The following is a 19,304-nucleotide window of genomic DNA, read 5'->3' on the forward strand; positions in this document are numbered from 1 at the left end:
TGCACGCTATTCGGGCATGCGCCGCGTTTTCGCGCAGTCCGGCAAGGGACGGGTGCGGGCCGGCGCGAGCGCGCGCAAACAAACCGCCGTGCCCGGGCGCGCGGCGGTTTTCGGTCGGGTCCGGCCGGGTCTGGACCCTAGCGGGTCGCGTTCTCGTACCAGGCGGCGAGCAGGGCGCGCTCGTTCTGTTCCATATAGGTGAGATTGGCGGGCGGCATGGCATGGGAGCGCGCGGCCTGCAGGTAGATCTGGCGGGCGTGGACGGCGATCTCGGCGTCGGTTTCCAGGTGAACCCCCTTCGGCGCGACGACGATGCCGTCCCAGGCGGGCTCGGCGGCGTGGCACATGGAGCAGCGCCCGAGCACCGTGTCGCGCACGTCGGCGAATTGCGGCGCGGCGATCAGCTGCGCCATCGCCGGCGTCATCGGCGTCGCCGGCGCGGTGACGCTGGCGGCGTTGTCGGTCGCGGTGCCCGGCGGCGGCAGGGTGGAGAGCCAGACAACGGCGACGAAAAGTGCCGCCGTCGCGCCCCAGGTCCACCAGGGTTTTCCCTTGCCGGCATGCAGGGTGTTGAAGAAATGGCGGATCGTGACGCCCATCAGGAACACCAGCGAGGCGATCACCCAGTTGTAGGGGGTGGCGAAGGCCAGCGGGTAATGGTTCGACAGCATCAGGAAGATGACCGGCAGGGTCAGGTAGTTGTTGTGCAGCGAGCGCTGCTTGGCCTGGGCGCCGAGCGCGGGGTCGGGCGTCTCGCCCTTCAGCAGGGCGGCGACCACCTTCTTCTGGTTGGGAATGATGATCATGAACACATTGGCGGACATGATCGTGGCGGTGAAGACGCCGAGATGCAGGAAGGCGGCGCGGCCGGTGAAGAGCTGGGTGTAGCCCCAGGCCATGGCGACCAGCACCACATAGAGGAGCAGCATCAGCCCCGTGGTGCTTTTTCCGGCGGGCGACTTGCACAGCAGGTCGTAGACGATCCAGCCGAAGGCGATCGAGGCGATGGAGACGGCGATCGCCACCGGCTGCGACATCTCCAGGACGTTGGCGTCGATCAGATAGAGGTCGGCGCCGGCGTAATAGACCACCGCCATCAGCGCGAAGCCGGAGAGCCACGTCGCGTAGCTCTCCCATTTGAACCAGGTCAGGTGCTCCGGCATGTCCGCCGGTGCCACCAGATACTTGCGGATGTGGTAGAAGCCGCCGCCGTGCACCTGCCATTCCTCGCCGTGGGCGCCCTTCGGCAGGTCGGGCGCCTTGCGCAGGCCGAGGTCCAGCGCGATGAAATAGAAGGACGAGCCGATCCAGGCGATGGCCGTGATCACATGCAGCCATCTCAGCGCAAAGGACAGCCAGTCCCAGGCAATCGCCATTTCCATCGAGGGTCTCCGTTTCTGCGGGTCCGCCATGGAGCGGACAGGGGCGGGACGGCGCGTGCCTCCGTCAGCCTCGCAGACTGACAGATCGGCGATTTGCAAAAAAGTCCGATGACGCACCCAGCACTATCAAAAAAATCTTGAAGATGGTATCCGGCTGGTCATGTCCTATGTGAACAATCTCAAGGTGTTTGTGCGCGTTGTCGAGCTCGGCAGCATGTCGGCGGCCGCGCGCGACCGCCGCGTGTCGCCGGCCGTGGTCTCCAGCCGGATCGGCGAGCTGGAAAAGCACCTTGGCGTCCGACTGTTCAACCGCACCACGCGCAAGCTGCAGCCGACGGAACATGGCGCCATCTTCTACAAGGGCGCGGTCAAGATCCTAGACACCATCGAGGAGGCGGAAGCCGCCGTCGCCGATGTGGCGCGCAATCCGCGCGGCTCGATCTTCGTGGCCGCGCCGCTTGGCATCGGCCGGAGGCTGATCGCGCCGCTGATCCCGGAGTTCAAGGCGGCCTATCCGGCGGTCGACGTGCGGCTGCGCCTTTCCGACCGCAAGCTGGACGTCATGGGTGAGGGGCTCGACATCGCCTTCGTGCTCGGCACGCCGCAGGATTCCGCCCTGCGCATGCGGCCGGTCTTCGAGTGCGAGCGGGTGCTGTGCGCGGCGCCCTCCTATCTGGCCGAACACGGCGTGCCGCAAAGCGGTCGCGATCTGGTCGACGGCCGGCACAGCTGTCTGCTCTTGCGCTTTCCCGGCGCCAACGAGTTCCAGTGGACGCTCACCGGGCCGGAGGAGCCGCTGCGCTACGAGGTCGCCGGGCCGTTTGAATCCGACGATGGCGACGTGCTGACCGACTGGGCGCTGGCGGGCTGCGGCATCGTCAACAAGCCGCTGTTCGAGGTGATCGACCACCTGCGCAGCGGCGCGCTGGTCCCGGTCTGCACGGCGACCCCGCCGCCGCCGGTGCAGCTCGCCTGCCTTTATCCGCACAAGCGGTTTCAGGATCCGAAAATCCGGCTCTTCATCGATTTCGTCACCGCCGGCTGCCAGCGCGCACTCGATGCGCTGCTGGCGCGCGAGGCCGGAGAGGCGGTGCGGGGATAAGGTGCCGGGCGCGGATTGACGGCGGTGCGGCTTGCGACCGTGCAATTTCGGCAACTCTCGATCAATCCCGATCAACTCTTGCAAAATTTGCGCGCGGAATTGTCGATATTGATCGCGTTGGCGACGCAAGCCGTACGTCCGACGGCTCCGCTGACGGGGCTCACCCCGACCCGCTTGTCCCCGCAAGGCCGTCGGCGCGCTTCGCGCCTCGCCGGCGCATCTCTTTCAAGAAAATTTTGACAATCGGGTTGATTGTTTCGGTTTACCAATAAAGCTTCTCGACCAGGCCAAGGGAGAGGTCCATGCCGGATGACACTGCGCAACAAAACGGCGATCTTTCGCCCGCCGCAATGAGCCGCGAGCGTTTCGTCGCGCGCTTCGGAAGCATTTTCGAACATTCGCCCTGGATCGCCGAGCGTGCCTATGACACGGGGTTCGGACCGGCGGAAAACACCGCCTCCGGCCTGCATGCGGCAATGGTGCGTGTGTTCCGCGAGGCTCGCGAGGACGAGCGGCTTGCGGTGCTGCGCGCCCACCCCGACCTTGCCGGCAAGCTTGCCGCCGCCAAACGGCTGACGGCGGAATCGACCGGCGAGCAGGCCTCCGCCGGCCTCGATGCGCTGACCGACGCGGAGCGCGCGCGCTTCACCGCGCTCAATAATGCCTATACGGCGCGCTTCGGCTTTCCCTTCATCCTGGCGGTGAAGGGCCGCAACAAGCAGGAAATCCTGGAGAATTTCGAGGCCCGCGTCGACAACGACCGCGACACGGAATTCGCCACCGCCTGCGCCCAGGTCGAACGCATTGCCGGGCTTCGCCTGGCCGACATCCTGCCGGACTGACCCGTCCGGCGTGTTTTCCCGCCGGCGCAGCGCCGGCGCGTGCTTGAAGGACCCAGACCCATGACACTCGCCACGCCGGACACCCGTCCGGAGTTCGCCAGAAGCGACATCAATCTCGCCTCCGCCGGTCTCGGCGCCAAGGCGCTGTCGGTCACCGACGACTTCTTCGCCAGCGTCGAGCGCATGCTCGCCGACGACGAGGCCGTCTTCTACCCCGACAAATACGACGACAACGGCAAGTGGATGGATGGCTGGGAATCGCGCCGTCGCCGCGGTCCGGGTCACGACAGCGCCGTGGTGCGGCTCGCCGCGCGCGGCCGCATCACCGGCTTCGACGTCGACACCGCCCATTTCACCGGCAACTATCCGCCGGCGGCGCGCATCGAGGCCTGCGCGGTCGATAGCGACCCGGACGAGGCCACAGTCTGGACCGAGCTTGTCGGCATGGCGGCGCTGGGGCCGAGCGCGCATCACTATTTCGCCTGCGACAGCGACCAGGTGTGGACCCATGTGCGCCTGCACATCCACCCCGACGGCGGCGTCGCGCGCTTTCGCGTCTTCGGCCGGCCGCAGATCGACCGCGCAGCGGTCGGCTCCAGCGAGGTCGATCTGGCCTCCGCGCTCAACGGCGCGCGGGTGCTGGCGTTTTCCGATGCGCACTATGGCGCCTACCACCGGCTGCTTGCGCCGGGGCGCGGCGTCAACATGGGCGACGGCTGGGAGACGCGGCGGCGCCGCGAGCCGGGCAACGACTGGATCATCATCGCGCTCGGCGCGCGCGGGCTGATCGAGCGCGCCAGCATCGATACCGCCTTCTACAAGGGCAATTTCCCGGAGAGTTTCTCGCTGCAGGCCGCCGATCTCGGCGATTTCGCGGCCGATCTCAACGACGCGGTGGTGACGTCGTCGATGTTCTGGGACGAGGTCATCGGCCGAACGAAACTGACCGCCGATGCGATCCACGACATCGCGCGGGGCGAGGTGCGGGCGCCCAAGCCGGTGACCCACGTCAGGCTCAACATCTATCCCGACGGCGGCATCAGCCGCATTCGGCTCTTCGGCCGCCTCGCCTGAGGCTGGCGACACGAGGCCCGGCGCGACAGCGCCGGGCTTTTTTTATCCGGAAAAGACCGGTCGTCCGTCAGGGAACGCGGACGCAACAAGACCGGCGCCGGACACACCCAAAGCGCCATCGCGCGCCTTCCAGAAGGAGACAGACCCATGGCTGCCGACCATTCGATCGGGACGCCGGAACAATTGCGGGATCCGGACTACACGCCGCCGCTGGCAACGGCCTTGCCGCTCGGCATCCAGCATGTGCTGGCCATGTTCGTCAGCAACATCACGCCGGCGATCATCGTTGCCGGCGCCGCCGGCTTCGGCTTCGGCACGCCGGGCGTCTTCGATTTGATTTACATGATCCAGATGTCGCTGCTTTTCGCCGGCATCGCGACGCTGTTCCAGACCATCGGCATGGGGCCTGTGGGGGCGCGCCTGCCGGTGGTGCAGGGCACGAGTTTCGCCTTCCTGCCGATCATGATCCCGCTCGTCGCCGGCAAGGGCGTCGACGCCATGGCCGCGCTGATGGGCGGCGTGATCATCGGCGGCCTGTTCCACGCAACGCTCGGCACGGTCATTCGCCGCATCCGCTTCGCTCTGCCGCCGCTGGTGACCGGCCTTGTCGTGCTGATGATCGGCCTGGCGCTCGTCAAGGTCGGCATCCAGTATGCCGCCGGCGGCGTTCCGGCGATGGGCAAGCCCGAATTCGGCAGCGCGCAGAACTGGTTCGTGGCGCTGGTCGTGGTCGTGGTGACGCTTGGCCTGAAGTTCTTCACCCGCGGCATGTGGTCGGTCGCAGCCGTTTTGATCGGCCTTGTCGCCGGCTATGCGCTGGCCTTCGCGCTCGGCATGGTGAGCTTCGCCAATGTCGGCCGCGCGGCCTGGTTCATGGTGCCCGATCCCTTCCACTTCGGCTTCGCCTTCGACTGGGCGGCGGTGATCGGCTTCGGCCTGATGGGCGTGGTCTCGGCGATCGAGACGGTGGGCGACATCTCCGGCATCGCCAAGGGCGGCGCCGGCCGCGAGGCAAGCGACCGGGAAATCGCCGGCGCGACCTATGCCGACGGTCTGGGAACCGCGGTGGCCGGTCTGTTCGGCGGCCTGCCGAACACCTCCTTCAGCCAGAACGTCGGCCTGATCGCCATGACCGGGGTGATGAGCCGGCATGTGGTCACATTGGGCGCGCTGTTCCTGATCGTCTGCGGGCTGGTGCCCAAGGTCGGGGCGATCATCTCGACGGTGCCGATCGAGGTGCTGGGCGGCGGCGTCATCGTGATGTTCGGCATGGTCGCGGCCGCCGGCGTGTCGATGCTGGCCGATGTCGCCTGGAACCGCCGCAACATGGTGATCTTCGCCGTGTCACTGTCGGTCGGGCTCGGGCTGCAGCTCGTTCCGGAAGCGCTTCAGCACCTGCCGTCGACGCTCAAGATCCTGCTGACCACCGGCCTGCTGCCGGCGGCGGGGCTTGCCATCGTGCTCAATCTGGTCCTGCCCGACGAACTCAGCGCCGAGCAGACGGAAGAGATTTCCGGCGGCATGAGCGGTCACGCGAAGTAGAGCGTTTTCTCGCCCGCCGCGCCGGTTGCCGGGCCCGTTGGCTCAGCGGCCGGTGTGGCGGGTGAGATGCAGTTGCACGACGAACATCGCCCAGACGATGTTGGCGCGACGCTTGTCGCCGGCACGGAAATCGTCCCAGAACAGCCGCACCAGCGCCGGATCGAGCACATCGACGCGGGCGAGCGTTTCGGCTGAAAACATCTCTTCGGCCAGCGGCTTCAGCGGTCCCTTCAGCCAGGCCGCACCCGGAATGCCGAAGCCGCGCTTCGGCCGGTCCCACAGGCTTGCCGGCACATAGCGGTCGAGCACCGCCTTGAGAATGCCCTTGCGCGTTCCGCCCAGCGTGCGGATCTCGTCCGGCAGGGACAGCGCGAAGCGCACCACCGCCGGATCGAGGAAGGGAATGCGCGTCTCCAGAGAGTGCGCCATCGCCGCCCGGTCGACCTTCACCAGAATGTCGTCGGGCAGATAGTGGACCAGATCGAGGAAACTTGCCTGTTCCAGCGCGCTCCAGCCCGTCTCGGCTGCGACCCGTTCCAGGTCGGGATGGGTCTCGCGCTGCGTTCCGGGCACGAGACGATGGGCGGTGTCGAGCAGCGTGAACTTGCGCTCATAGGCCTCGACCGCCGAGGCGGTGGCGAAGCGGGCGTGCTTTTCCTCAAGCCGCAGCCGGAGGCTGGCCGGGCTGCGCGATCCGATCCGCGCCAGCCCGAGCCGTTCGGCCGGGGCAACGAGGCCGGCGATCTGCGCCGCCGCATAGCCGCGCTGCAGCGCGCGTCCGATCCGTGCGCCCGCCGACCCGCTCCAGTTGCGGGCGATGGAGTGATAGCGGCCGTAGCCGGCGAAAAGCTCGTCCGCCGCGTCGCCCGAAAGGCTCACGGTGACCTTGGTCCGCGCGAAGCGGGAGATCAGATAGGTCGGCAGTTGCGAGGGGTCGGCGAAGGGCTCGTCGTAGATCTCCGGCATTGTCTCGACCAGATCGCGGGCCTCGTCGCCGGAAAGATAGATCTCATTGTGGCTGGTGCCGAGATGGGTCGCGACGGATTTTGCGAACTCCGCCTCGTTGGTCGCCTTGTCGTGAAAGCCGAGGGTGAAGGTTTCCACCGGCGTCGCGCTCAGCGACTGCATCATCGCGGCGATGGTGGAGGAATCGATCCCGCCCGACAGGAAGGCGCCGAGCGGCACGTCTGAAATCATCTGGCGTGCGACGGAGGCGCGCAGCAGGTTGTCGAGATGTTCGACCGCCTCCGCGCCGGTGCCGGCGAAGCGTGCCGCGCGGGCGCTGCGCGCTTCCGCGAAACTGTCCCAGAAGCGGTCGACCCGCCAGCTGTCCGGCGTCATCGCGCCGGCCGAGACGGTCACGCAGCTGCCCGGCGCCAGCTTGACGACGCCCTCATAGGCGGTGCGCGGGGCCGGGATGTAGCCGTGGCGCAGGCACTGGGCGATGGCCTGGCGATCGACCCGCCCCTGCCAGCGCGGATGGCGCATCAGCGCCTTCAGCTCCGAGGCAAAGGCGATCTCGCCGTCGAGGCTCGCCACATGCAGCGGCTTTTCGCCGAAGCGGTCGCGGGCAAGCGTCAGGCTTTTGGTCTCGCGGTCCCAGAGCGCCAGCGCGAACATGCCGTTGGCGCGGCGAAGCGTTTCCGCCAGGCCCCAGCGGGCGATGCCGGCGAGCAGCACTTCGGTGTCTGAATGGCCCTGCCAGGCGGGTGCGGCGCCGAGCTCTTCCAGCTCCTCGCGCATCTCCAGGTAATTGTAGATCTCGCCGTTGTAGGAGAGCGTGTAGCGCCCGCAGGGGGATTGCATCGGCTGCGCGCCGGCCGCGCTCACGTCGATGATCGAAAGTCGCCGGTGGGCGAGGACGATGCCGGCAGCGGCGTCGCGCCACAGGCCGGCGGCATCGGGGCCGCGATGCGTCAGCGCATCGCGCAGGGCTGTGGCCACGCCCTCGTCGGCCTCGCTTGCGCCATCCGGTTTGAAGAGGCCGGCGATGCCGCACATGTCGCGCTCCGTCTTGGCTGATCGATCGTGGCGGTTGCGCCGGTGCGCGGTCCCGCAAGGCGTTTCCCTTAGACCGAAATCGCGTGTTTGCGAAGAGGCAAGACGGATGCGGCGGGCAGGCGGATGCGGTTACTGCGCGGCGTCGGCGAGGGCGGTGCGGTCGTTGGCGTGGCCGATCCAGTGATCGAGGAAGGCGTCGAGCCAGGCCTTGACGGCGGGGTCGAAGACGAAGCGCCCGGCGAAATGGTCGCGCCGGGAGCGGGCGCCGGGAAGCTCCATGCGCGGGGCCGCGCGCGTCGTCCAGCGCACCATCATGTGGTAGGTCAGCTCCGGGTGGAACTGGATGCCGTAGGCGGCCGGGCCATAGCGCATGGCCTGGTTGGGATAGGCGTCGCCGCGCGCCAGAAGCTCCGCGCCGACCGGCAGCTCGAAGCCTTCGCGGTGCCACTGGTAGACCTTGGTCGGCCAGGGCAGCAGCTCCTTGCCGGTTTCCGTCGGATGCAGGTCGTAATAGCCGATCTCCACCAGCCCGTCGTGATGGCTGGTGACGCGGGCGCCGAGATGGCGCGCCATCATCTGCGCGCCCAGACAGATGCCGAGGAAGGGCTTCTTCTCCTTCAGCGGAACCTCGATCCAGTCGGTCTCGCGGTGAATGAACGCATCGGTGTCATTGGCGCTCATCGGGCCGCCGAAGATCACGGCGCCCTCGTGGTCGTCCAGCGTCTCGGGCAGAAGGTCGCCGAAGCGGGGGCGGCGGATGTCGAGCGCGAAGCCGCGCTTGATCAGCTCCTGGCCGACCCGGCCCGGCGTCGAGGTTTCCTGATGAAGAACGATCAGGACCTTGGGACGGCCCTGCATCTCTTTGGGATCAATGATCATGGCCAAAGTCTATCGTGCGTCGCACCACCGCGTCGACCCTTGGCGCCGCGAAAGCGCTGCGGATCGCGGTCACGAAAGCTCGTCTCCGCCGTCCTGGTCGGTGTCGCCGGCGACCTTGCGGCGCAGCGCCAGCCTGTCGCGGGAGGAGATGCCGAGCAGCTCGGCCACCCGCCAGATCGTGTTGTCCTCGAACTCGTGAACGATGCCGTCGGCATAGACGAGCTGCCACATCATCTCCAGGATCTTCAGCCGCTCGTCGATGTCCAGACTGCGCTTCAGGACGGAGGTGAAGCCGTAGAGGTCGACCGCCTCGTTGTCGCGGCGCGTCGCCGCCTTGATCAGGTCGGCGGTCATCTCCGGCGTCAGCTGGTAGTGATGCTTGAGGACGTCGCTGAGCGCGGCGCGTTCGGCATCGTCGACCACGCCATCGACGGAGATGATGTGCACCAGGAGTGCCGCCGCCGCCAGACGGTGGTCGTCCTCGGCGAATTTCAGCTTGTCGTCCTCGCCGGTGACGGCATTCTTCAAAAAGCTCTTCAAGGCCTGAAACATGCGCCCTCCTTGCGCCGGTACGCGCGCGCGGGCCACACTGTTCCTGCGGTCCGCGCCGTCTGTTGCCGTGCAGCATCGGAAATTGTCGCGCGATTGTCCATGGCGCCGTTCCGCTCGACAGCGCCGCGTCCGGCGGCGGCCCGGGACGAGGCTTTCCAGACCGCCGTGACATGCCGTGCGCATCGGTCATGCTGCGGCCACGCTTTGCCGTACACTGCGGCTGATTCGCATTTTCTGGGGAGACCGGTTTGAAACGGGTCATCGTCGGGCTGTTGAGCCTGTTTTTCCTTCTCGCCCTCGTGGTCCTAATCGTGCCGCTGCTGCTGCCGAAGGAGGCCATTCGTGCCGAGCTGATCTCGCGCATCGAGGCGAGCACCGGCTGGCGGCTCAGGCTCGACGGGCCGGTGAGCCTGTCGCTGCTGCCCGGCTTCCGCATGACGGCGGAGGACGTCGGCATCGCCGGCGCTGCCGGCGCCGACGGCGTGGAGTTCGCGCGGGCGGCCGAAATCGATTTCGGCCTCGCCTGGGGCGGCCTGTTCGGCGGCGACATCCGTCTCACCCATGTGACTCTCGATCAGCCGGTGATCCTGGCCGAGATCGGCCCCGACGGCAGCACGAGTTGGTCGCCGCGCCGCGCCTTTCCCGTCGACCGCTGGACCTCCGCGACCCAGGCGATCTCCGAGACCAACGGCGATGCCGCGCCGGTCGCCGCCGCACCGGCGCCGGCTGCTGCGCCTGCGGCATCGTCGGGCGAGCCGTTCCTGGCGCGCATCGGCATCGACCGGCTGACCATCAGCGACGGCCAGGTCATCTATGACGACCGGCGCAGCGGATTGCGCCACACGGTCGAGGACGTCAACCTGACCCTTGGCCTGCCCTCGCTTGCCGGGCCGCTCGAAATCGACGGTTCCGTGGGCTACCGCGACCTCACGGTGGAGCTGGCCGGCGCGCTGTCCTCGCCGCTTGCGCTCGGCAACGGCGGCAGCAGCGCGGTCGACCTGACGGTCTCCGCCGCCGGGGCGCAGCTCACCGTCGAAGGCGACCTCGCGCCCGCGGCGACAAGCTCCCTGCGGCTCGGGGCGCGCGGAGAGGGGCTCACCGATCTTTTCGCCGGCCTGCAGCTGCCGCTGGCGCGCGATCCCGGACCCTACAGCCTGGCGTCCGATCTTTCGGTCTCCGCCCAAAGCGTCGACATCGCCACGCTCACCCTGCAGCTTGCCGGCGGCGAGATGCGCGGGCAGGGCACGATCCGGCTCGACGGACCGGCGCCGCAGATCTCCGCGGATCTCATCCTGTCCGATCTCGGCCTGTCGCAGGTGCTGATCCTCGCCGGACGCGAGGAGCGGGCCCGCGGCACGCTCGGCGGCGAGATCGCCCTTGCCACGGCCGGCACGGACATGGCGACGCTGATCGGCGGGCTCGACATTTCCGGGCGGCTGACGCTGACCGGCGGTGGCATCGAAGATCTGCCGGTGCCGGCGCCCATCGGCGACGATCCGGAGGCCCGGCGCATCGACGACCTGGCGCTCGCCCTCGATTTCGCCGGCCTCGACGGTCCTGTGGCGCTGTCGGGCGGCTTTGCCTGGCGCGGCGAGACGTTTCGCGTGGGCGGCGGGGCGACGCCGTCGCTGCTGATGACCGGTCTCCCCGCACCGGTGAAGGTGGAAATCGCAGGGTCGCGGCTCAGCACCGGCTTCGAGGGGGCGCTGTCGCCCTCCGGCGCGCTGGATGGCGGCGTCTTCCTGGAAACCGGCGACCTGCGCGCCCTGGCCGCATGGCTCGGCACGCCCTTGCCCGAAGGCGGCGGCCTGCGGGCGTTTTCCTTCTCCGGGGATCTGGAGGCCGCACCCGGACTGGTGCGGTTCAGCGACGCCGCATTGCGGCTTGACGACATCGAGGGGCGCGGACGCGGCGAGGTCTCCTTCGGCGGCGTTCGCCCGCGCGTCAGCGCGACGCTGGCGCTGAGCCGCCTCGGGCTCGACCCCTATCTCGGCGGCGGCGCGTCCGGCGGTGAGCGGGTGCCCGGCGGCGGCAATGGCGGCGGCGATGGCGGCTGGTCGCGCGAGCCGCTCGACCTTGCCGGGCTGAAGGCGCTCGACGCAAATCTCGACCTCAGCGCCGAGACGATTTCGGCAAGCGGCGTCGAGATCGGCCGCAGCCGGCTGCAGGTCGAGCTTGCGGGCGGACGCCTCACCGCCGAGCTCGCCGAAATGCAGCTCTACGAGGGCGCGGGACGCGCCACGCTGGTGCTCGACGGCTCGGGATCGATGCCGCAGGTGCGGGTCACGGGCGCGCTTGAGAATGTGAGCGCGCGTCCCTTCCTGACCGCGCTGGCGGATTTCGACTGGATCCAGGGGCGGGTCGCCGCCTCGATGGATCTTGCCGCGCAAGGCGCAAGCGAAGCGGATCTCGTCTCCGCGCTCGCCGGCCAGGCCCGGTTCGATTTCTCCAATGGCGCGATCCTCGGCCTCAACATTCCGAAGATGGTGCGCGGCCTGACCGTCGACACGCTGCTCGGCTGGTCGGAAAACCCGGCGCAGCAGACGGACTTCTCGGTGCTTGCGGCAAGCTTTGCGGTGGAGAACGGGATCGCGCGGTCGGATGATCTGGAGATGGTCGGTCCGCTGGTGCGTCTCACCGGCGCGGGCACGGTCGACATGCCGCAAAAGACGCTCGACTGGCGGCTGGAGCCGCGCGTGGTCGCCGATCTCGGCGGGGCGCCGCCGGTGCCGCGCGACAAGGGCGAGGCGCGCGAGCTGGAAGGCCTCGGCGTGCCGGTGATCGTGCGCGGGTCCTGGGGCCGGCCGCAGATTTATCCGGACATCAAGGGCATTCTCGACAATCCGCAGGCGGCGCTGAAACAGCTCGAAAGCCTCGGCGGCGGGTTGTTCAAGGGCGTCAGCGAGGCGGTGCCGGCCGGAAATCTCGGCGAGGTCGCCAACGAGGCGCTCAAGCGCGCCACCGGCGGCAACACCCAGATCGACGTGCAGAAGGTGCTCGACGGCGAGGTCGACGACAAGGAGGTGCTGGACGCGGTGGAGCAGGGCTTCGGCCTGCCGTCCGGCTTCCTCGGCTCCTTCGGTCTTGGACAGAAGAAGCAGGAGGATCAGCCGCCGGCGCAATAGGCGTGCGCGGCCGGGCGCTCCCGTGCCGTCGCTAGCGGTAGTTTCCGGAGACGGGCGGCGGCAGGTCGCGGGACATGCGCCTTGTGTATTTCAGTCCGAGCGGGTGGAAGATATCGCCCAGGATATGGGTCCAGGGCACGGGATAGCGCGACGGCGCGCCGTCGACGATGTCGCCGGGGCGCTCGTGCGGGACGCGCGCGGGGTGGCGTTCCAGCTCGGGAAGCAGGCGGTCGAGCCGGCGGTTCATCTCCTGCCACCATTCCTCGACGAAGGGCGTGCCGGGCTTGCAGATGAAGGAACAGCAGCCGATCAGCCGCTTGTGGTTCGCCTGCAGCCACTTGCGGTGGAGATAGGCGCCGGCACGGCGCGGTGCGGACAGCCCAAGATCCTTCGACGAGGTGTACATGTTGGAAACGGAACCGGGCGTATGTTCCCGGTAGCCGATGGCCCAGAGGTCCGGGCTTGCCGCCAGACGGTCGAAATAGGGCGTCCAGTCGTGGTGATTGGGCTTGATGTCGGCATAGCCGCCGCCCTGGTGGCGCATGGCGTAGCAGCGCAGGTAGTCCGAGCGATGCGCGAGATTGAGGTGGCGGTAGGCAGGATGCAGATCCGCCGCCGGCACCAGATCGCCGACCCTGTCGGCGGTGATCAGGACGACCTCGCAGCCGGACTGCGCGCGCAGCGAGGCAATGCCGCGCTTGCGGTTCTCGCTCATCTCGTTGGTGCCGGTCCAGAAACAGAAGATGCGGTTCATCCGCCCAAGCCTCTTCAAGGGGCCCTGCCCGAAACGCCGCGCCCGCATCGGACAGGGCGTCGCTGCCGCATCCGTAGTTCTTTCAATCCCCCAATTTGCGCCGGAGCGCAACTTCAGGACTTCCGCAAGGTGAATGCAGGCTGGCACCCTCCGGCCGATTGTGCGACATCAACGCCTGCGCAAGCTTTGCCGATAGCTCGGAGGTGTCGTCGGTGACGGACATGCCTGACATCTGTGTCGCCATCTGCACCTGCGACCGGCCGGCCGGGCTCGAAAGCCTGCTCGACGGTCTCGCCCGGCAGCAGGGCGGCCTGCGGTTTCAGGTGGTGGTCGTGGACAATGGGACGCTCAGCGCGCAGGGCGTGGCGCTCGAGCGCGCGGCCGCCGGCGCCCTGTCGCTAACCTATGTCCGGCTGCAGGAACGCGGCCTCGTCGCCGCCCGCAATCGCTCGCTGGCGCTTGCCTGCGAGAGCGGCGCGCCCTGGATCGCCTGTCTCGACGATGACGAGGTGCCAAGCGAGACCTGGCTGTCCGCGCTGCATGGGCGTGCGCGCGAAACCGGCGCCGATCTCGTCTACGGGCCGGTCCTGCCCGATTTCGAGGTGTCGCCGCCGCGCTGGGCCGTTGCCGGCGGGTTCTTCGTCAAGACGGGCGAGATCGCCTGTTCCAGCAATCTGCTGCTGCGAACCGCCTTGCTGGGCGAGGACCCGCGCGACTGGTACCAGCCGGCCTTCGGCGCGATCGGCGGCGAGGACCGGGAGTTCCTGGCCCGGCTCGAGCAAGGTGGCGCAAGGGCCGCGACGGCGGATGACGCTCTGGTGCGGGAGCATGTTCCCGCCGCGCGGCTGCGGCTAGGCTACATGTTCCAGCGTGGCCTCAGGGACGGTTATGCCGAGGCGACATTGTTGCGCCAGACGTCGGAAGCGCTGGCCCGGCTCGGCCTGTCGGCCCTGGGCGTTGCAGCGAAGAAATCCGGCTTCCTGCTCTATCACCTGGTTTCAAGCCTTGCCTCCTCCGCCCATTTCGCCAGCGCTCTCGCTGACCTTGGAACCATTTGCGGCATCGCGATGTGCCTGTCCGGCCACCGCCGGCGGTTCTACGGCGCAAGCGGCGATCCGGCCGGAGACGATGGCGAGGCGGCCGCCGGATGCGCGCCCCTGTCCGACCGGGCCCGGCCATGAGCGCGTTCGCGCCCGTCGAGACCGCCGAGACGCCGCGCGTCTGCGTGTGCCTGTGCACCTGCGACCGGCAGGACATGTTGCCGGCGCTGTTTGCCGCGCTCGCGGCGCAGACGCTGCAGGGGCCGCTCACGGTCTTCGTCGCCGACAATGGCGCCGAGCCCGCCGATACCGTCGTGGCCGGCCTTGGCAGCGAGGCCCTGACGCCCGTCTACCGACGAGTGGCGGAACCCGGCGTGACGGCGGCGCGCAATGCGGCGATGGCGCTTGCCGTCGACGCGGGCTTTGACCACCTCGCATTCTTCGATGACGACGAGGTTCCGGAACCTGTGTGGCTGGAGGAACTCATGAAGACGGCGCTCGCGGAGCGGTGCGACATCGTCTGCGGCCCGGTCGAGCCCGTGTTCGGCGGGCCGCCGCCGGACTGGGCGCTGGCGGGGCGGTTTTTCCACAAATCCGGCGAAACGCTGTGTTCCAGCAACCTGCTGCTGCGGGCAGGCGCCTTGCCGGCGGATCGGCGGAACTGGTTCTATCCCGAATTCGGGACGACCGGGGGCGGCGACCGGGAATTCCTGAAACGGCTTGTCGACGGCGGGGCGCGGACCGCGGTGGCGCCGCGCGCGCTGGTGCGCGAGCATGTGCCGGTCGCGCGTCTTGCCCTGGGCTATATGTTCCGGCGCGGCCTGCGCGACGGCATGACCGACGTGCAGATCCTGAAACGCCGCCGGCCGACGCTCTGGCGGGTCTGGCTGGGCTCGGCGGCAATCGCGGCAAGGAAGCTCGGATACGCTCTCAATCACCTGCTCTGGTCGGCGCTTCGTCCCGAGCGTCTGGCAAGTGCCGTGGCCGATGCCGGGCATGTCTGCGGGATCGTGCTCCGGCTGTTTGGCCGGCGCGTGCGGCTCTACGGGCCGGCATCGCGGCGCGGGCGGACCGCGGGCTGAGGCGCGTCCGGCGCGCCGGCGCCAGGCCCGGTCGCAGCAGGCCCGGGCTTAGTCGCGCCAGAATTTGGCCGCGTGGCGGGTGTCGTCCCACAGCGCCCGCGCCCGGTCCCATTCGATCTCCGCGCGCCGCTCGTGCCAGCCGATGACAAACCCCGCCGCCAGCATCGTGTCGCCGTCGACCTCGCCGCGATCGCGCAGGAGGTCCGCCAGCCGGTGCGCCATCACGACGTCATTGAGATAGCCGAAGACATCCTGCAGCTTCTTCAGGGTCGACAGGAACGGCTTGGCGGTCTTGCGCTTGTAGAGGGATTTGTAGAACTCCAGCGCATAGCGCAGCTTCTTCAGCGCCTTGCGCATGTCGTGCCGTTCCTCCAGCGACAGGTCGTCGAGGCGTGCCCCCAACCGTGCCACGGCCTTCCAGCGTTTTTCCAGCGCCCGGGCGGCAAAGGCGGTCGCCGGTGCGGCAAGGGCCGCGCCCGCGTCGCCGTCTTGCGGTTTGGACGGGATGCGCAGGCCTTCCGCGAGGGCTGCAAGATCGAACAGCAGCGCATTGACCGACGGATCGACAAGCTCGTTGCGCAGGGTTGCGCGCGCGCCCTCGCGCGCGGCCTGCACGGTGGCGCGCAACCGGTCGAGACCGATCGCGGGCGGGGCGCCGGCGCCGGCCGAGGCGACGATTTCATCGGCGAGGACATCGAGGTCGCGCAGGGTGCCGACCCGGGCGGCCAGGGCGCGGGCTTCACCGTCGAGCGCTTCCAGGCTGCCGTCAGGCAGGTGTTTTGCGTGGATTTTCAGCGCGCTGCGCAAGCGGCGCAGGCCGACCCGCATCTGATGCGGGCCTTCCGGGGCATCGAGCGCCAGCGTCGCGTCGCGATTGGCCGCGATCTGGTCCAGACAGGAGCGCAGGATCGCCTGAAAGGCGCTGCCGGCCGTGTCCGTTTGGGGAGACAGCTTGACCGCGCGGGCGAGGCGCGGTGCGGCGGCGATGTCTTCTCCCGCCAGAAGCGCGTAGCCGCGCTGGGCCTTGCTCGCGGGGGAAAAACGCGCCGTGGCCGTGCCCGGCAGGTCGCGGGCGAGGCGAAAGAGGTCCTCCACCGGTCCCTCGACAAGCTCGAATTCCGCTTCCTGCAGCGGCTGGATTTTTTCCAGCGTGCGCACGTCGCCCGCGTCCAGGGCCAGTTCGATGACGGTGTCCGGTTCGGCGCGGAAGATCCGCGTGGTGCGCCGCATCTCGGTCTCGAAGACGGCCGCAAGCGGCGCGCCCTCCAGAAGCTCCCAAAGGCCGCTGCGCAGCTCGGCATCGTCAATGCGCGTGAGATCCGGCACCGGCGCATCCACAAGCGCTTCGCTTTCCTTCGGGGTCGACAATCCGCCGCGCACGCCGGTTCCGGCCTTCACGGTCTGGATCCAGTCGGCGCCGACCTTGCGCACGCGCAGGGACCATTTCGCGCGGCGCAGCGCCTGCGCGGGCGTGTCGAAATAGATGGAGCGCAGGACTTGCGTGCGGGCGCGCTCGACCGAAAAGCCCTCCGGTGCGGGCGCGGTTTTCAGCCGCTTCAGCGCATCGGGAGCAAGCTCCAGCTTGAGTTCGATCTCGCGTTTGGTTCCGGTCATGAAATCGCTCTAGCCCGTTTTTCCACCCCTGTCCACAAAAGCGCGCTGAGTGCGCCTTTATTTGCCGGCTAGTCATATGCGGGCGGTGCGTGCGGGCCGCCCCCGGCGCTATCTGAGCAGGATCTGGTGGGTGAGACTGTCGCCGTCGGAGAGGCTCAGCTGCTGGAAGCCCATCAGCTTGCAGAAGTCGAGAAACGTCAGTTCGTGCGGCATATCCGCCTGCTGGAACAGCGGCGTGGAGCGGGCCTGGGAGGTGAGGGCTGCGAGCAGCGCGCGCATGCGAAACAGCGTGTCGTAGCGATCCGGGCCGGTGGCGACGATGATCATCTTCTCGAAGTCGTCGCCCTTGACGAAGAGATGGTAGTCGGGCGCGAAGCCGCGCCCGAGCTGCTGTTGCTCGAAGCCGACCGCGAAGGCCGCGCGCGAGCGTTTCGTCGCGTCGCTGGCGACGGCGACGCGCGCGACATAGACCTCCGAACTCGTCGGCGCCGGATAATAGTAGCCGGCGTGCAGGTCCGCGGCGCGGGCAACGCCCGGGACGAGCGCCACGCACCACAGCGCCGCCAGAAGGACGGTCACTGTGCGGGTGTTCGGACGGATCGCGGACAGCGGCATGCGGCAGGTCTCCTTGTTGTGCCCGCCGGTGCCGGTCGGACGTTCAGATGCGGCGCGGGGCGTCGACGGCGGGTGTGTCCTTCGCGCCAATGTCGCGGGTCTGTTTGCCGTAGGTCTTGAAGCGGGCGAGCACGTCGGCCATCTCGGCGTCGCCCAGGATCACCGGCGTGCCGGCCTGGCGGGCGATGACATACTGGTGGCACAGGGTCTCGATCTCGCCGGCAAGCCACAGCGCCTTGTCGAGCGTCGGGCCGAAGCAGATCATCCCGTGATTGGCGAGCAGGCAGGCGGAGCGCTCTTCAAGGGCCGCCAGCATGGCGCGCGACAGCGCCTTCGTGCCGAAGGTCGCATAATCGGAGCACCTGAGCGTCGTGCCGCCGGCAACCGCAATCATGTAGTGAAACGGCGGGATGTCCTGACGCAGGCACGACAGCGCCGTTGCATGGAGCGAATGGGTGTGGATCACCGCGCCGGCCTCGGGACGGGCGGCATAGATATCGAGATGCATGCGCCATTCCGAGGAGGGCAGCCAGTCGCCGCTGTAGGTCTCGTCGAGGCCGACGGAGACGATCTGGTCCGGCGTCATGCCCTCATAGGCAACGCCGGAGGGCGTGATCCAGAAGCCCGCATCGTTGCGCAGGCTGACGTTGCCGGCGGTGCCCTGGTTGATGCCCAGTTCGCTCATGCGAAGGCAGGTGTCGATGACGGCCTGGCGCGGGTCGATTTTCGGTGGCGTGGTCATGCTGCTTCCCGGTGCGACAAGGGCCGGGCAAGCTTATGCGGGCCGGGCGGCGGCTGCAAGGATCTGACAGGATGGGGGTTTCCGGCCGGACGGGAAGGTCCGGCGCAAAATCCTGAAATGGTGCCCCCGGTCCGACTCGAACGGACACTCCGGTTAAGGAAACGGATTTTGAATCCGTCGCGTCTACCAATTCCGCCACGGGGGCCAGCGGGCAGAGCATGCCGCCGAACGGGCGCGATCATAGCCATCGCGGGCCATGCGTCAATTGAAAGATCGCCCGCCGGAAGCTGCCCGCGCGGCCTCCGAAATCGCCGCATTGCTGCCTGTGCGGAAACAGATGACAAGGCGGCGCCAAGCGGCTAATCAATCGCCATGTTGCGCCGCCTCTACGACTGGACAATGTCGCTCGCTTCCGGCCCCCGCGCGCCCTATGCGCTGGGAGCGGTCTCCTTTGCGGAAAGCTCGTTCTTTCCCATTCCCCCCGACATCCTGCTGATCCCGATGGTGATCGCGCGCCGCGCCAAGGCGTTTTCCTACGCGCTCCTATGCACGATCACCTCGGTAATCGGCGGCGCGGCCGGCTATGCGATCGGGGCGCTTCTCTTCGTCCAGCTCGCCGAGCCGATCCTGTCGTTCTACGGCTATCTCGACAAGTTCGAGACCTTCCGGTCGAATTTCAACGACTATGGCGCGTGGATCGTCTTCATCGCCGGCGTCACGCCCTTTCCCTACAAGGTGATCACCATCGCCAGCGGCGCCACGGGGCTCAGCCTGCCGGTGTTCATGCTGGCGAGCGTGCTGGCCCGGGGCCTGCGCTTCTTCGTGGTGGCCGGGCTGCTGTATCTCTTCGGCCCGCCGATCCGCACCTTTATCGAGGAGCGGCTGTCGCTGATGTTCACCATTTTCGTGGTCGGCCTCGTCGGCGGCTTCGTGCTGATCAAGTTTCTCTGAGCCTTCA

15 protein-coding genes, 1 tRNA gene and 1 pseudogene are annotated in these 19,304 nt (G+C 68.2%); 8 read left to right on the forward strand and 9 right to left on the reverse strand.

All coding sequences use genetic code 11. From position 1 onward, the window contains the following. Positions 1–137: 137 nt before the first annotated feature. Positions 138–1,412, reverse strand: coding sequence for a urate hydroxylase PuuD (locus LC092_RS16700; RefSeq protein ID WP_412103597.1), 1,275 nt, complete (start codon positions 1,410–1,412; stop codon positions 138–140). 130 nt (positions 1,413–1,542) lie between these two features. Here LC092_RS16700 and LC092_RS16705 point away from each other — a divergent pair, with 130 nt between their 5' ends. From LC092_RS16705 to LC092_RS16720, 4 genes and pseudogenes are all read left to right on the forward strand, one after another. Then, positions 1,543–2,484 carry a LysR family transcriptional regulator gene (locus tag LC092_RS16705; protein WP_224808404.1) on the forward strand — a complete coding sequence of 314 codons (942 nt, stop codon included), beginning with the start codon at positions 1,543–1,545 and terminating at the stop codon, positions 2,482–2,484. A gap of 356 nt (positions 2,485–2,840) precedes the next feature. Beyond that, positions 2,841–3,326 (forward strand): annotated as a pseudogene (uraD, locus tag LC092_RS16710) (2-oxo-4-hydroxy-4-carboxy-5-ureidoimidazoline decarboxylase); the annotation flags it as partial. Between the two features lie 60 nt (positions 3,327–3,386). Continuing rightward, the gene (gene alc / locus LC092_RS16715) at positions 3,387–4,400 is read left to right on the forward strand and encodes an allantoicase (RefSeq protein WP_224808406.1); all 1,014 of its coding nucleotides are present in this window, start codon (positions 3,387–3,389) and stop codon (positions 4,398–4,400) included. Positions 4,401–4,547: 147 nt separating this feature from the next. Then, positions 4,548–5,942 (forward strand): uracil-xanthine permease family protein, encoded by a 1,395-nt coding sequence (locus LC092_RS16720; protein WP_224808409.1) that lies wholly within the window; start codon positions 4,548–4,550, stop codon positions 5,940–5,942. A gap of 42 nt (positions 5,943–5,984) precedes the next feature. Here the strand turns inward: LC092_RS16720 and asnB are convergent, their stop codons facing one another. The 3 genes from asnB to LC092_RS16735 all read right to left on the reverse strand — a co-directional run bounded on the left by asnB (position 5,985) and on the right by LC092_RS16735 (position 9,374). Further along, entirely contained in the window at positions 5,985–7,943 is a 1,959-nt protein-coding gene (asnB, locus tag LC092_RS16725) for an asparagine synthase (glutamine-hydrolyzing) (protein WP_224808411.1), read from the reverse strand. Positions 7,944–8,072: 129 nt separating this feature from the next. Further along, a complete protein-coding gene (locus tag LC092_RS16730; RefSeq protein ID WP_224808414.1) occupies positions 8,073–8,822 on the reverse strand; it encodes a glutamine amidotransferase in 750 nt (249 codons plus the stop codon). Between the two features lie 69 nt (positions 8,823–8,891). Beyond that, entirely contained in the window at positions 8,892–9,374 is a 483-nt protein-coding gene (locus LC092_RS16735) for a TerB family tellurite resistance protein (protein WP_224808416.1), read from the reverse strand. Between the two features lie 248 nt (positions 9,375–9,622). Between LC092_RS16735 and LC092_RS16740 the strand changes: the two genes are divergently transcribed. After that, entirely contained in the window at positions 9,623–12,499 is a 2,877-nt protein-coding gene (locus LC092_RS16740; protein WP_224808418.1) for an AsmA family protein, read from the forward strand. Between the two features lie 31 nt (positions 12,500–12,530). Here the strand turns inward: LC092_RS16740 and LC092_RS16745 are convergent, their stop codons facing one another. After that, positions 12,531–13,253 carry a hypothetical protein gene (locus LC092_RS16745; protein ID WP_224808420.1) on the reverse strand — a complete coding sequence of 241 codons (723 nt, stop codon included), beginning with the start codon at positions 13,251–13,253 and terminating at the stop codon, positions 12,531–12,533. A 221-nt stretch (positions 13,254–13,474) separates the two neighbouring features. On the opposite strand from LC092_RS16745, the gene LC092_RS16750 reads away from it, so the two are divergent. Both LC092_RS16750 and LC092_RS16755 read left to right on the forward strand, forming a co-directional pair. Further along, positions 13,475–14,434, forward strand: coding sequence for a glycosyltransferase family 2 protein (locus tag LC092_RS16750; protein WP_224808520.1), 960 nt, complete (start codon positions 13,475–13,477; stop codon positions 14,432–14,434). Further along, a complete protein-coding gene (locus tag LC092_RS16755) occupies positions 14,431–15,375 on the forward strand; it encodes a glycosyltransferase (RefSeq protein ID WP_224808422.1) in 945 nt (314 codons plus the stop codon). The genes LC092_RS16750 and LC092_RS16755 overlap by 4 nt, the downstream gene beginning before the upstream one ends. Before the next feature lie 48 nt (positions 15,376–15,423). Here LC092_RS16755 and LC092_RS16760 read toward each other — a convergent pair whose 3' ends face one another. From LC092_RS16760 to LC092_RS16775, 4 genes are all read right to left on the reverse strand, one after another. Further along, positions 15,424–16,989 carry a CYTH and CHAD domain-containing protein gene (locus LC092_RS16760; protein WP_224808424.1) on the reverse strand — a complete coding sequence of 522 codons (1,566 nt, stop codon included), beginning with the start codon at positions 16,987–16,989 and terminating at the stop codon, positions 15,424–15,426. A 108-nt stretch (positions 16,990–17,097) separates the two neighbouring features. Further along, positions 17,098–17,604, reverse strand: coding sequence for a hypothetical protein (locus LC092_RS16765; RefSeq protein ID WP_224808426.1), 507 nt, complete (start codon positions 17,602–17,604; stop codon positions 17,098–17,100). Positions 17,605–17,647: 43 nt separating this feature from the next. Continuing rightward, on the reverse strand, positions 17,648–18,346 hold the full coding sequence (locus tag LC092_RS16770; RefSeq protein ID WP_224808429.1) for a class II aldolase/adducin family protein: 699 nt from the start codon (positions 18,344–18,346) through the stop codon (positions 17,648–17,650). Between the two features lie 118 nt (positions 18,347–18,464). After that, positions 18,465–18,551: transfer RNA gene (locus LC092_RS16775), tRNA-Leu, on the reverse strand. A gap of 167 nt (positions 18,552–18,718) precedes the next feature. Here LC092_RS16775 and LC092_RS16780 point away from each other — a divergent pair. Beyond that, a complete protein-coding gene (locus LC092_RS16780) occupies positions 18,719–19,297 on the forward strand; it encodes a YqaA family protein (protein ID WP_224808431.1) in 579 nt (192 codons plus the stop codon). Positions 19,298–19,304: the final 7 nt, after the last annotated feature.

Origin of the sequence: Stappia stellulata, assembly GCF_020176715.1 — a bacterium.
Taxonomy (GTDB): domain Bacteria; phylum Pseudomonadota; class Alphaproteobacteria; order Rhizobiales; family Stappiaceae; genus Stappia.

What these genes read in the sequence shown, in the direction of transcription:
- LC092_RS16700 (WP_412103597.1), bottom strand. Translation starts at nt 1,412, where the DNA reads ATGGCGGACCCGCAGAAACGGAGACCCTCGATGGAAATGGCGATTGCC.
- LC092_RS16705 (WP_224808404.1), top strand. Translation starts at nt 1,543, where the DNA reads ATGTCCTATGTGAACAATCTCAAGGTGTTTGTGCGCGTTGTCGAGCTC.
- alc (WP_224808406.1), top strand. Translation starts at nt 3,387, where the DNA reads ATGACACTCGCCACGCCGGACACCCGTCCGGAGTTCGCCAGAAGCGAC.
- LC092_RS16720 (WP_224808409.1), top strand. Translation starts at nt 4,548, where the DNA reads ATGGCTGCCGACCATTCGATCGGGACGCCGGAACAATTGCGGGATCCG.
- asnB (WP_224808411.1), bottom strand. Translation starts at nt 7,943, where the DNA reads ATGTGCGGCATCGCCGGCCTCTTCAAACCGGATGGCGCAAGCGAGGCC.
- LC092_RS16730 (WP_224808414.1), bottom strand. Translation starts at nt 8,822, where the DNA reads ATGATCATTGATCCCAAAGAGATGCAGGGCCGTCCCAAGGTCCTGATC.
- LC092_RS16735 (WP_224808416.1), bottom strand. Translation starts at nt 9,374, where the DNA reads ATGTTTCAGGCCTTGAAGAGCTTTTTGAAGAATGCCGTCACCGGCGAG.
- LC092_RS16745 (WP_224808420.1), bottom strand. Translation starts at nt 13,253, where the DNA reads ATGAACCGCATCTTCTGTTTCTGGACCGGCACCAACGAGATGAGCGAG.
- LC092_RS16750 (WP_224808520.1), top strand. Translation starts at nt 13,475, where the DNA reads ATGCCTGACATCTGTGTCGCCATCTGCACCTGCGACCGGCCGGCCGGG.
- LC092_RS16755 (WP_224808422.1), top strand. Translation starts at nt 14,431, where the DNA reads ATGAGCGCGTTCGCGCCCGTCGAGACCGCCGAGACGCCGCGCGTCTGC.
- LC092_RS16760 (WP_224808424.1), bottom strand. Translation starts at nt 16,989, where the DNA reads ATGACCGGAACCAAACGCGAGATCGAACTCAAGCTGGAGCTTGCTCCC.
- LC092_RS16765 (WP_224808426.1), bottom strand. Translation starts at nt 17,604, where the DNA reads ATGCCGCTGTCCGCGATCCGTCCGAACACCCGCACAGTGACCGTCCTT.
- LC092_RS16770 (WP_224808429.1), bottom strand. Translation starts at nt 18,346, where the DNA reads ATGACCACGCCACCGAAAATCGACCCGCGCCAGGCCGTCATCGACACC.
- LC092_RS16780 (WP_224808431.1), top strand. Translation starts at nt 18,719, where the DNA reads ATGTTGCGCCGCCTCTACGACTGGACAATGTCGCTCGCTTCCGGCCCC.